Source organism: Acinetobacter sp. LipI_19 (assembly GCF_058242925.1).
The window spans coordinates 768,615-781,861 of sequence record NZ_JBZAYK010000001.1 but is presented as its reverse complement, the minus strand read 5'-3'; the positions used below and the strand labels follow the sequence as shown (position 1 = coordinate 781,861).

The window sequence follows — 13,247 nt, the reverse complement described above, 5'->3', positions numbered from 1 at the left end:
GGAGATATCAATGAATACCATCGGGCATTTCATTAATGGACAACTCTCAACTGAAGCAAGCCGCACTCAAAAAGTATTTAACCCAGCAACAGGTGAATCAAATTCCGAAGTTGCCATTGCTAGCCAAAAAACGGTACTTGAAGCAATAGTAGCAGCAGAAAATGCATTTCCTGCATGGCGCGACACACCCGTCATCAAACGTGCGCGAGTCATGTTTAAGTTTAAAGAGTTACTTGAAAAGAATGCAGATAAAATCTGTGAGCTAATTGGTTTAGAGCACGGAAAAATTTGTCATGATGCTGCAGGAGAATTACAGCGCGGTATAGAAAATGTTGAATATGCTTGTGGTGCCCCTGAGTTTTTAAAAGGTGAATTTTCAAAAAATGTAGGCCCCAATATTGACTCTTGGAGTGAATTTCAGCCTTTAGGTGTCGTTGCAGGGATTACCCCTTTTAACTTCCCAGTGATGGTGCCGCTTTGGATGTTCCCAATGGCAATTGTCTGTGGTAACTGCTTTATTTTAAAACCATCCGAGCGTGATCCATCCTCAACATTATATATCGCACAATTATTAAAAGAAGCAGGTCTTCCCGATGGTGTCTTCAATTTGGTCAATGGGGATAAAGTTGCTGTAGATACACTTTTAAACGATCCACGTATCCAAGCCATAAGCTTTGTCGGCTCAACTCCAATCGCTGAATATATTTATAAAACGGCAACAGCTGCGGGTAAACGTTGTCAAGCTTTAGGTGGTGCAAAAAATCACGCGATTATCATGCCAGATGCTGATGTAGATAATGTGGTTAATTCTCTACTTGGTGCAGCTTTTGGTTCATCAGGTGAACGTTGTATGGCACTTTCTGTTGCTGTTGCAGTCGGTGATGAGATTGCGGATACCGTGATTGCAAAACTTCAAAATGAAATCAGTAAATTAAAATTTGGACATTTTTCCAATAAAAATAATGATTTTGGGCCTGTAATCACAGCAGACCATAAAGCTAAAGTGGTTGGTTTTATCGACAGTGCTGAGCAACAAGGTGCAAAAATTGTCGTGGATGGTAGACAAGCAACCGTTGGTGACTATAAAAATGGCTTCTTTGTGGGACCGACCTTAATTGATCAAGTTACACCAAACATGCATAGTTATCAGCAGGAAATTTTTGGTCCAGTCTTACAAATCATGCGGGTAGAGACTATGCAAGAAGCTATGGATCTGATTGATAATCACGAATATGGTAATGGTACATGTATCTATACTCGTGATGGAGAAGCAGCACGTTATTTCTCTGATCATATTAAAGTGGGGATGGTTGGCATCAATGTTCCTTTGCCTGTACCTGTCGCTTATCATAGTTTTGGGGGGTGGAAGCGCTCACTATTTGGTGATTTATATGCATATGGTCCAGATGGTGTCCGTTTTTATACACGCAGAAAAACGATTACTCAACGCTGGCCTTCTGCGAACATCCGTGAAAATAAACAATTTTCAATGCCCACTTTAAATTAAGATTTTTAAATTAACACAGTTTATTTATTTATCGATTTACTATTGCGATTTGGGAAGTATCTAACATTTTTTTGATATTTCCCAAATTCTTCGATATCGGCTTCCTTAAAATAAATTTATAATTTCTCTTAATAAAATCACATATAAATTCTCTCTTTATAAATAATTTTAATTGAATGTTTTTTAAGATCACATAATTCAAAAAAAATAGTCTCTTAGATCAAAACATTAATTAAAAAACAAAATTAAATACTTGTTATTTATACTATTTAAATCAATCATATTATTTACATGAGTAAATTAGCATAAAATAATACTATAAAATTCTATTTTTTATAAAAATTTTTATTTGCATAATATATTAATTATCATCGCCATACTTTCAAATAACCAACATTAAAAAAATTAAAAACATAACTTAAAAATATAAATAGATGTATATTTTTGATTTAACTCAATCATTTAACTTACTATTAAACTTATAAAGTTAATAGCAAAAACCCATACCTGCATTAAAAAATTATAAAATCTATTTAAATAATGATTTTGTTAAATCCACAACATATAGACTTGATCCATATAAAAATATAATGGTTTTTCCTCCATGCTTAATTCCTTGAACTCTATAGTTGACCAAACCATTTAGCGACTTAATTTCAATACTATACTGACTGATCAAATTTTTTGCTTTTTCATGATTTGCTTGTCGTAACACATAAACCAATTGCACAATAATTGTTTTCTTAACATCAGTTTTTTTTTGAGCAATTGCAAACCTGCTTATATGATTCTTATCAAGTTTTTTATTCCTCATCTATTGGTCGTCACTATTAATGACATCAGAGGATTTTAGTATTAAGCGTTGAATTACAGTTCGAGTAACTGAATAATGCTTAGCGATTGAATAAATGCTGTGACCTTTTTTAAAATTCTCCAAAGCTTCTTTTTTTTGTTTATCGCTTAAAATTTCAGGACGACCAACACGCTTTTTTGCTTTATTGAGGACACTTTTTTTTGAAATATTAGCTTTTCCTTCAAAATCAGCACATAGCTTCAAAAAGTGTATAAAAAATTTCTTAAGGTCTCCTGAGATTTCGTTCTTTGAAAACTCTAAACAAATTAATTTAATTTTTTTTTTAAATATTAAATTAGCACTTGAAAAAACTTCATTAAAATTCCCACCTAATGAATCAATTCCATTGACTAATAATATATCTCCACTTTCCATAGAATAATTAACTAAATTAATAAATTTATTTCTGTGCTTTAATGATATACCAACTTCTACTTCTTCCACAATGATTCTCTTAACTGGTATTTCATAACCCGCATTTGAAATAAAATCAACACAAATATTTTTATTTATAGATATATTGTCAACTCTACAATATGCATAGACACGCACAACAGATAACCTTTTCATTTAAAAAAAATATTATAATATTTAATTCACAAAAAAAACACCTGTTGAAAATTATATTTATGTTTTAAACACTACAAACGTTTCAAATAACACACCCATAAAAATAAATAAAAATACAAGCGTATAAAAAAATAATATCTTAATTTGAATTTTTTCTTTTACATTTTAAATTTTAAATTTATAAAACACTCTATATTCTCACTTCAAAAAACAAAATGTTTACAAACAAAAAATTTAAAATAATACTTTCAATTAAGAAAAACGATGAACGGTAATTTATATTAAAGATAAATTTATGATTTACATTAAGTCTTATAATTTATTTATATGTTTATTTTTATGACATCATAATTTTTTATCATGATGTCATTATCAGTATTACTAGAATTCAACCTGTACAGTCACAGTATCACTGTATTTATCAGCCGGTAAATTGTCAGGATTATTTTCAAGGATTTTTGTTGTGAAGGTATAACCCTGTTGAGTTTTTGCATCATAAATACCAGCATTTGTGGTTGCATTACTGCTTGACCATTTCTCAGCTCCGTTGCTGCCCCAACGATCAGTAGTTGAATTTTTATATATTTCATAACGTAGAAAGTTATTGCTATTGACCGCCTTCATCGCACGTTGATTACCACTTTGTGGATATAACCCATTGTTTAATCCCACATTATAAGGCGTTTTTACAGAACAGCGTACTCCCATTGAAGTTTGAACAGGCTCAAAGGCTGTCGCAAAAGCAGCCGTTCCAAAATTAACATCTCTAGTTGATATGCGACAATCAGGTAGAACCTCAAGGCTTAAGTCAAAAGCAGAATCTCTACCACTCCCCCAAGAACCTCCCCAAGTATCAGGACCAAATCCTAAATATCCTCGACTAAAACCAGGGCTTTCAAATTTGGTAGAAAATGCTCCAATCCCAAAACCTGCTACTGAATACCACCATTTTAGTTTGAATGGCTGTTCAGCTTGATATATCCCAGGTGATACGGCTTGGCCTGGATTAACATTTGCAATAAATTGTAAGGAACCACCGGGTCCACTAAATAAGTTCACAAGTGAAAATCCACCTAAATCTCTTTCAGATCCGACTTTAATTACATTGTTATTCGTATCTAAATAATTTACTGTAATGCGCTCACCTGTCGCATTATTTATATAGTTGACTGGCATTTGATCTATTCGATAATATAAATAATTCGTTGTTAATACAGTCAAAAATGCCTGACAACTCATCCCTGAATTAAACTTTGTAGATTGTATCCCCGTTTCGGCTAATGTAATTGAAGGAATCTTCCCAATCGAAGTATTGCCACTGGTGCTAACTTCACAATCTGCATAACTCTGAGCAGTAATCAATATCAACCCAGAGAATAAAAGGCCTGTGGGTATTATTTTTTTCAAAGTAATCATGGTTTAACCACCTCATGACAAACAACCGATTTAATCACTGCGATCTGTTGTTGCGCTTTTTTTAAATCTAACGAAAAATTTGCTTCACATAGGTGCTGATCTGGCAGTTGCACTCGAATTGTATTTTCTGCCGCCAGATCTTCAAGATAAGCAATTCCATCCATCCCTACATAACTCGATTCTTGATCTGTACGATGTACCACCGCACCCACTGGAACCGCTTGCCCATTACTCTGTACCAAAGACACATTTGCCGCATAAGATTGTTTAATTGGGAAACCAATCACTACACCTGAACCGCGTTTTGCCGCAATCCGATTTTCAACTTGAGTTGCATTAAAGTTAGAAGGTAAATCTATCGGGTTGATGCTGTATTTGGCTGCGTAATACGGGGTCACTGACGGTACAAAAACATAACCCTTGGCATTACTTCGCCCCACAAGGCTGTTTTCATAATGCACAGGAACATCTGCAACTTTGTTAGTATCAATCAAGGCAAAAGACTCACCCAATCGATTGGCAGCAAAGACATTGCCTGACATCAACACTACTGAACCAGAAAGTCCAAACCAGTAGTTATAGTCATTGCTACCCGACATGCCGATATCGGTATTAAAATATTGGTTACGGTAGCTTATTCGTGCTTGATTAAAATCATCACTTTTTTCATTAAAGCGTCGAGTTAAATCTACACCAACCCCTCCGTCCAACGGTGCACTACGGTTATAGTTGATATAACCATAATCGCCGTTAGATTGCTGACTATAGCCTAAACTGGCTGTGGATCTGCTTTTGGAAAAAGGAACCGACAACTGAAATGCAGCACTCCAGTCTTTTTCTATAAAATCCCGATTGGCACTTAACGACACTGTCGCACCACGCAGATAGGAGGGTAATACCGGTGCCCAAGACAGGTTCATTAGTTTATTTTTGATATCTCGATTCTTAGTCTGGATATAGGCCACCCCAAAAGTACCTGACTTATCCGTCGCAAAATAAGTATTGGCAACCGAACTTTTATGACTATTGGCTGAAATTAAATTGCTATATTGCAAACGTGAAAGATCATAATAATCCTGATCGCGTTGGGTATGATTGAGACTAAATCCAAAGCGTTGCTGGTTATAGCTATAGCCTAAAGTATATTGATTTCCCTTCATGTTTTGACTATTGATCCGATTAAATTCACGGTCTGCCCAGCTTTGAGTTGCCGAACCACTTAACACACCAAACTGATTCAGCTTGAGTACTGAACCCAGTCCAGCCAACTGAATTGAATCTGAAAGTTCAACCCGCCCTTCAGCGGTGAGCCAATCATTGATCCCATAACGTGCATCCGCTGAACCAGCAAACTTGCCGTATGAAAAGTTTTTGATTCCATAATCTTCACGGATTTGCCCCATCGACACCGAATAATCCAATAATCCAGGTTTAAGCAAAGTATTCGAAATATAAAATGGCACTGAGGTGGCCACCTGACGACCCACGCTGTCCGTGGTGACAATCACCGCCTCGCCTTTACCATTGATAAACGGAACATTATTAAGAATAAAGGGGCCTGACTGTACATCGGTTGAATTGGCTTTCTGTCCATTGATCAATAAATCTACGGTGCTTGGTAAGGTCGCTTGTCCTTTAAACTGCGGTAAAGGATAAGTAATCAAATCTGGGCGAGTACCAAAATTACGCTGGAGTTGTAATCCACCTAAACGCACTGAACTTCCCCATGCGTTTTTACTTCCGGTAATTACATCACCCGCTAAAAATGAAAATACCCTGACTGGGTCATCATATTGCCAAGTGGTGTCATAGCGACGGTAGCCATCATTATTTTGATTTGAGTCTTTTCCAACAGAATTAAAATCTGTTTTGCTATAGACCCCAGAGTTTCTCAGTACCCCATAAGGTGAGAAAAAGCGTTGTTCTGTAAATAGCGTACTGCTATAGCCACCATTCTCTGGGCGGTAGGTATAAAAGTCATAGTTATTTAATAAACCAATACCCGACTGTGCTGTTTCAGGTTGATACCAGGAGTCTAATCCACGTATTTGCACCGGCATCCAGCTGGCTGGAAGATCTAGACTAAAATACTGTTGTGCTGAATTATATTCATACTTCAATTCGGGAATCTGATTGAGGCTGACCCAATCCAAGGCCTTGCCCGAAAAGCCTAGAGTAAATACATCCAGATCAGTCAGGTTTTTTTCGGTCTGTTGCTGTAGGGCATCTGCAGGTAGCTTAATCTGTAATTCATCCAGTTTTGATTGCTGGATAAAATAATGATCTCCTTTGACAATGACGGGGATCACTTGTCGCGTCGAATATTGATTGATCACCAAGTCCAGATAGAGCTTAAATAAGCTATTCACTTCTGAAACATCTCTCGGTGGTGGAGGTAAGCCATTTGCATACACATTGCAGCTCAACATTGGGATATTCGAGATCAATATAAAGGTCAGGCTTTTGCATAAAAAAGAAGGTGAATTTAAACCAGATAAATAACCCATTTATCTCCCTCCTTGTTTTTTAATCTCAATCAACTCCTGTTGTACCCCTGAACTGTCGATTCCATACAAGCTTGTTTGACCACTTAGGCTGTTGAGTATCTTGCTGTCCAGATCAAACTTCATGGTGCTGTTTGCCAACACATAACCAAAGACAGTTTTGCCAAAAGCCATTTGTTCTGAAGTTGGAGTCAATTTAATTCCTGAAAGTCGTGAAAATTTTGAACCGGTATTTTGAATATAAAGTTCAGGTTTCCCCTGTTCATTATTTTTGACCCACCAGCTTAATATCGGTTTAGCCAAAGGATTTTTCGCATTGGTTTTTTGTGAAAGCTCAGTCAAGCCACTGCCAAGTCCTTTGCCATAGCTAAACAAGGGAATTGAATAACGCATCTGAAAACTGACTGTCGAGGCTTCTTTATCGTTTTCTGGATTGAGCTTGATCGGCAGTTCATCAACAATAATTCGATAGGCAAGTTCTTTTGTATCTGGTACTGAGGTTGCCCGAGTTAAACGCAACATATGCTTTTCACCGGCTTTGATCTTTGCCACCGGCGGACTTGGGATAATCTCAGTTTGCTCCTCAAAAGCATCTTGCTGATGATTCTGATCCCATTTAAATACCCGAATCTGTACCATGGCATCAGAGTTACCAGTATTTTGTAGCCAGACCGCAGTGGCTTTTTCGTTTTCTTCAATTTTAGGGTAAATTGGCCAGATTAAAAAAGTAGCCTGTGCGAATACAGGTGAGGTCATCATCAATATTGCGGCTGCAAAGAAAGTCCTGCCCGACCATATGTTCATTTTATTTAAGCTCATAGAATCACCATGTAATCGTAATTGCGACCGTATCTTTATAAAGGCCTGCTGATCGTGGTTGATTGTTATTATTCAAATCTGCAACACCATAAACTGAAAAACCCAGTAGAGTATTCGATGTAGTGGTTGACGTCAGTGAGTAACTATTCCCACTGGTATATTCATTCTGCAAATTACTGTTCTGATAAAGCTGATAGGACACAAATTCATTCTGTTGCGCATGTTTCATCCGTCGAGAATTATTTGAGAAGTGATCTCCACCATTCAACATGACCTTTACTGGTAACCGTGCAGTGCACTGGATATTCCAGCTTTGTGCAGTATTGACGACTGACCCAGTTAACTTTCCCTGTCCCACAACAGGATGACGACCAAAATCAAGTCGCTGCTCAACATTGCTGAGTTTGCAGCCATTTTCAATGGTTGCCTGCACTTTAAAATTCGCTGTTGTTCCAGCAAATACGCACGGCCCAGCCAACATAAGCAGAACACTTAAACCTATTTTTTTCATGATTTTGTTCTTTAAAATTCAATGGTAATTGGAATAGTGTCGGTATATTGTCCAAGCGAGACTGACCGACCATTATTAACAGTTTGACCTATGATATTAAGCGTCTGTGGCTGACCATTGTTGGTCAAAGTGATGGTTTGATTCGGTTTTAATGCTTCCCGAGCAGTGCCATATAAGATGTTGTAGGCAAGGAAATCGGTACCATTACTGATAGCACGGAAATAATTTGCACTAAAAGGGGCTGGAACCTTGCTGTCATTCTGTCCTGCACCAAAAGTAACTTTTATCGGAGAATTGCCAGGACATTGAATGGTCAAACCCGATGCAGAAGCATTACTTAAACTCGTCTCAATCACACGATTAAATGCAGCAGTAGTTTCCCCGAAATCTAACTGACCAAAATTCAAGCCAGTTGTTTCGTTATTTACAGACTGATTGTTAATCTTGCAGGATGGCTCTAATTCAAGTTGGATATTTAACTTAGCGGCTAACTGCCCAGCACTACAGAGTGACGAAAAAAGGCTACAAAGTAGCAATCCAACGCTTTGTTTAAGTAACAGGTGCATACGTTCCTCCTTAAAACAGGCTTGTTCAACAACAAACCTGTTTACTGTTACGTATACTGATTAGAAATTAACTGTTACCAACAAAGTGTCTTTATAGTCACCCTGTGCTTTTGCAGTTCCACTGTTTGCAGCAATTGCACCAAAGATTGGGACTTCTTGAGATTCACCACTCGCAGCTGTGAAAGCTTGAGGTGTATTGATTGCGTAGAGATTGGTACGTGCTGCATCACGATAGACGTTATAGCTAACCACGTCTGCAGCAGTGGTATGTTTAAGACTACGATCAGCACGCTGACCACCATCAATTGCAACAGTAAACGCAACAGGATCTGTACTGTCACATTTTACAGCGAGGTGACTACCTGTACCTGCTGAAGCAACCTGAGCAGTTAGAACGTTGGTCCAAGTACCAGAAGTTTTACCAAAATCCAAACTACCAAATTGGTTCATAGCTCCAGCAACTTCAGAACCTTCAACAGAACAACCTGTTGAAACATTCAGCTTGACATCAACTTGACCAGTAACAGCAGCTTGTGCAGTCGCGATATATCCTGTACCTAACAATACAGTTAGCGTTAGTTTTGTTAAAATATTCATATTATGTCCAGTGATATGCATTATTTATTAACTTTTACACAAGAAGTGTGAAAGCATTTACATAATCACATGTGACGAATAAGTGTTCAATAATGACCCTAATTAACAGCACAAAACCACACTATCAAATTGTTTTTACTTTAGATTATGTTTAGACATTGGAATTAAATTATTATTACATTTAAAACATAAATAAATACATTTCATTTGATAGATTAATAAAGTTAAAATTAATTTAATTATTGTTCAAATAACATAAAGATTAATATGCCGATCTCAGAGCTCAAATTCCGCTTATGCATGTCGGATTATATGTGGGTCTCATTTCAAAAAACATAATTAAATTATATACTTAAAATATTAATAAGTAAAAATCTATACATTAAATCTAATTTAGCACAATAACTACAAGCTTAAACATCTCTTTATTTTCTATAATATTAAATATTCTTTTTTAGGATACTTTATTACTCCCATCTTTCTTTTAAGTTTTACACCTAAAAAATTTTAGAATATCTTTTATTTTCAACACTTACATTTACAAAAAATAAATATTCTTTCATCTGATTTTATGTATTAAAAATATGAGGACAGAGTAACCCTGATATTATCCAAAGAAAAGCAACTAATATTAACCTTTTCCAATCGTTGCTCGTATTTGTTTTGTATGGATAGAACCATCGTTATTAAGAGACTACAAATTAGTCATAGAGACCTCGTTAAACTACGATTTTATCAATAAATATTAAGACTTAAACGTTATTTTATCTATTCATCAAAAAAAATCCCATTCGTTCTGGGGTGAAGAATGGGATCCGATATGACACTTTAACATGTCGATCGAAAATCAAAAATTTATACGAATGTCTATAAAATTTAGAGGGTGACTAAAGATGATAAGTATTTCCACTTGGCTGAAGAACATCTCGTTCTTTAACTCTTAAACAAATGCATTGGTCAATTGTAGCGATTGCATCACGAAGAAATTCAGCTTCCATTCTATCTACATGGAAATGGCTTTCTTTATGAACTTCTTCAAATAATGCTTTTAAATCATATTGATCATCACTTAGACATGCCAATTTAAAATTACTCAGTTCAGCATCAATATCTAAACGTATTAATTCAATAAAATGCTGACGTGAAGCATAGGTATTTTCACTATAAAAAAAATGAGTGCTTTCATCTATACCTTTATGAAACACCATTTCATAAATTTTCATTATTTATTTATATCCAACATTCATATTTCTATTCTTCAATATATCTGCTAGAACACTTTAAGCTATTCAGATAATGCACATTTTTTAACACCACCTACCTTGTTTTGCAAACTTTCACACTTCTTTATATTATAATTAAATACATAGTTTATTAAAAATATAATTTAAAAACAAATATTTAAATTTATATTATTTTTAAAATACAGCTTGTAATAGTGTTCATATTATTATAATTTAATGCATATTTCATGTAATTCACCACCAAACAACAGGTTAATTTTAGGCCAATTTAACAAATACTATTGATAATAATTTTTATCCTTATTCTATCTTCTGTATTGCTTAATTTTAGTTTTGATTGGAAGTGAATTAATATGACGTTAATTATTAAATCTATATTTTTTATTTTCGGTGAGCTTACTAATTATAAAGTTATTGAGCATTTATTCTGATCACCTCGCCTTGGCAAATATGATTAAATATTGAGAGGGATATGCACATTCTTATAATGATTAAAAAGCATATCACAATCAATATCCTTAGAGAATCTAACAGCTTCCATATCAATAAGTTTGAATAATTTAATACCTTCAACAATAGAAAAATCAGTTTTTCCCAAAGCTATATAGCCGTTTGATCTATAAATAAGTTAAATATTTATGATTAAAAGATGAGCTTTTTTTGACACCAACGATCCAATAAACATAGCATCCAATTTTTAAATTCCCAACTTCAAAAATTAGCTTTAAATATCAATGAAGCAAAATCTCGGTCATCGATTGTACTAAAATCATTCGAACCAAAAAAATTGGTATATGCAAGTTCAGCAGTATATTTTTGCTGATAGCTTACTGAAATAGTAGCTGCGATACTCATTTGACCTTCTTGAAAATTTTGGCTAGATCCTGTTATGTCATGGCGAAAGATAAAACTAGGTGTAATGACAACTGCTGGTAAAATATCTTGATAGCTTAACACTCCACGTAAACGATAGCCGTAAGACCATTCAGTAAAGAAACCATCTTTATTACAAAAGCGCTCATTCATACGATCAACTACATCATTTGCAAGGTGTGCTGTGCCATAAAGCGTACATTTGTATTCCTCAGTTTCAGGATTATAGGCACCAGATGAAAGCTCACTCCGCCCAAAAGCCCCTACTCGCCCAAAGCGATGATTACCGATATTTGCAATATGATTGACTGCAATTTCTACCGCCCAATTCAGCGTAGTTGCACCCAATATATTATTCAGATGATCACTTGCACCTACTGAAAATTGCGTTACTGGTGTTCGTACATAACCTTCAAGATATTGTCCAAATTCAGCTGCAACCCCAGGTGGAGTGAGCGGAGTATCTTTATCTAGAACTTGTGCATAGACAATATCTGTACCATTTAATTGCAAAGGTTGATTTGCTTTATGTGTTAATTCGCTAAAAACAGACGTAGTACCCAATTTTCCCGCAAGACTTAATGCATACATTTGGATATTTTCTGGATAAACTGAAAAAAATCTGGCTGTATTAAAATGTGCAGGTCCGGAGGCTGTCACTGCTGTACCGTCAAAATTAGCATTACGACTGTGATAATTTGCGAAATATAAGCCAAGTTCAGCATTGTTCCAACCCAATAAGCTTTGCTTTAAAGAGAATCCATATTGTCCGCTATTTCCAGCATACCGACTTTCTGAACGTGGAATATAGGTCTTTGCATCTAAAGCACTTTCAGACAATTTATCTCCTGGTGTAACGGTCAAAATAATTGGCCCACAATTTTCTGGAACAAAGTCCGAAATTGCAAAAAATGTCCCGCAACCGTCCACAATAGAAGGTCTAAACTTAAACTGATAAAAACCACCTAATTTAAGGTTTGGCGTTATTCCAGCCTCGAATGAAAACATTTCGACAGGAATTATTCGTTCTTTTGCTTCCCCTCCCGGCCGATTGATTGCAGCATAATCCAAGGCACTGACTGAATTTAAACCATTTTGGAAAAACAGCGATTTCCCCCAATTTAAGCTATGTTTACCTAATTTTAGATTGGCATTTTGACCATTTTGTAAAGTAAAGTTTTTCCAGATATAGGTATCCCAAAGATCAATACCCTTAAATTTGGCTAATCTAGGCCATCTAGAATCATCAAAGGCTTTTAAATCTCCACGACCAGTTTCATAAGCATGGTCATACCAATATTTAGCACTGAGTACTGCACCTTGTTGTTTTCCTTTTAAACGAAACTCGGTCAGCCCTTTTGCAATTTGAGAAATATTATCGTTTTTACTGAAATTCAAATGTCCATCGTCGCCATTCACATCTATGCTTAAACCATTCTTACCGATATGATTTGCATCAGGCTTATACACCAACTGATTTGAAGCATCTTGAATACTCCAATTTGCACCTAAGCTGAACATCGTATTGGTTTCAAATTTCCAATCATCATTAATCTCAACACTTGTCGCAGATACTTTTGAAAGGCTTAAGCACAATATTAAAAAGACACCAAATTTTTGAGTAAAAATAACAGTGTGTTTATTATATAAATAATTTTTCATCATTCGATCTCCATATCGACATGATTTAATTTGATTTAATTTCATAAGTAGCCATGTTGACTGTTTTGAAATATGCATTTTTTTTAATTGTTTAATCTGTTACGAATACTACTAAGTTATGAGCA

At 35.4% G+C, this 13,247-nt stretch carries 11 protein-coding genes; 1 reads left to right on the top strand and 10 read right to left on the bottom strand.

Going from position 1 to position 13,247, the window contains the following annotated elements; all coding sequences use genetic code 11:
- Positions 1-10 precede the first annotated feature (10 nt).
- Positions 11-1,507, top strand: coding sequence for a CoA-acylating methylmalonate-semialdehyde dehydrogenase (locus AC4CVF_RS03680; RefSeq protein WP_419820212.1), 1,497 nt, complete (start codon positions 11-13; stop codon positions 1,505-1,507).
- Between the two features lie 529 nt (positions 1,508-2,036).
- Here AC4CVF_RS03680 and AC4CVF_RS03675 read toward each other — a convergent pair.
- The 10 genes from AC4CVF_RS03675 to AC4CVF_RS03630 form a co-directional block, all read right to left on the bottom strand.
- The gene (locus tag AC4CVF_RS03675; protein ID WP_490788905.1) at positions 2,037-2,321 is read right to left on the bottom strand and encodes a hypothetical protein; all 285 of its coding nucleotides are present in this window, start codon (positions 2,319-2,321) and stop codon (positions 2,037-2,039) included.
- Entirely contained in the window at positions 2,322-2,912 is a 591-nt protein-coding gene (locus tag AC4CVF_RS03670) for a recombinase family protein (protein WP_336951566.1), read from the bottom strand.
- A 399-nt stretch (positions 2,913-3,311) separates the two neighbouring features.
- Positions 3,312-4,346, bottom strand: a complete 1,035-nt coding sequence (locus AC4CVF_RS03665) for a Csu type fimbrial protein (protein ID WP_336951568.1) — start codon at positions 4,344-4,346, stop codon at positions 3,312-3,314.
- Positions 4,343-6,853 (bottom strand): fimbria/pilus outer membrane usher protein, encoded by a 2,511-nt coding sequence (locus AC4CVF_RS03660; protein ID WP_490788904.1) that lies wholly within the window; start codon positions 6,851-6,853, stop codon positions 4,343-4,345. Before AC4CVF_RS03660 ends, AC4CVF_RS03665 begins: the two co-directional genes overlap by 4 nt.
- Entirely contained in the window at positions 6,854-7,654 is an 801-nt protein-coding gene (locus tag AC4CVF_RS03655; protein WP_490789909.1) for a fimbrial biogenesis chaperone, read from the bottom strand.
- Positions 7,655-7,673: 19 nt separating this feature from the next.
- Positions 7,674-8,180, bottom strand: a complete 507-nt coding sequence (locus tag AC4CVF_RS03650; RefSeq protein ID WP_483770815.1) for a Csu type fimbrial protein — start codon at positions 8,178-8,180, stop codon at positions 7,674-7,676.
- Positions 8,181-8,191: 11 nt separating this feature from the next.
- Positions 8,192-8,746: a spore coat protein U domain-containing protein gene (locus AC4CVF_RS03645; protein ID WP_336951574.1), complete on the bottom strand. Its 555-nt coding sequence runs from the start codon at positions 8,744-8,746 to the stop codon at positions 8,192-8,194.
- Positions 8,747-8,806: 60 nt separating this feature from the next.
- Positions 8,807-9,343 carry a Csu type fimbrial protein gene (locus AC4CVF_RS03640; RefSeq protein ID WP_336951576.1) on the bottom strand — a complete coding sequence of 179 codons (537 nt, stop codon included), beginning with the start codon at positions 9,341-9,343 and terminating at the stop codon, positions 8,807-8,809.
- An 887-nt stretch (positions 9,344-10,230) separates the two neighbouring features.
- The gene (locus AC4CVF_RS03635; RefSeq protein WP_336951578.1) at positions 10,231-10,566 is read right to left on the bottom strand and encodes a hypothetical protein; all 336 of its coding nucleotides are present in this window, start codon (positions 10,564-10,566) and stop codon (positions 10,231-10,233) included.
- Between the two features lie 732 nt (positions 10,567-11,298).
- Positions 11,299-13,125, bottom strand: coding sequence for a DUF1302 domain-containing protein (locus tag AC4CVF_RS03630; RefSeq protein WP_490788903.1), 1,827 nt, complete (start codon positions 13,123-13,125; stop codon positions 11,299-11,301).
- Between the last annotated feature and the right edge of the window lie 122 nt (positions 13,126-13,247).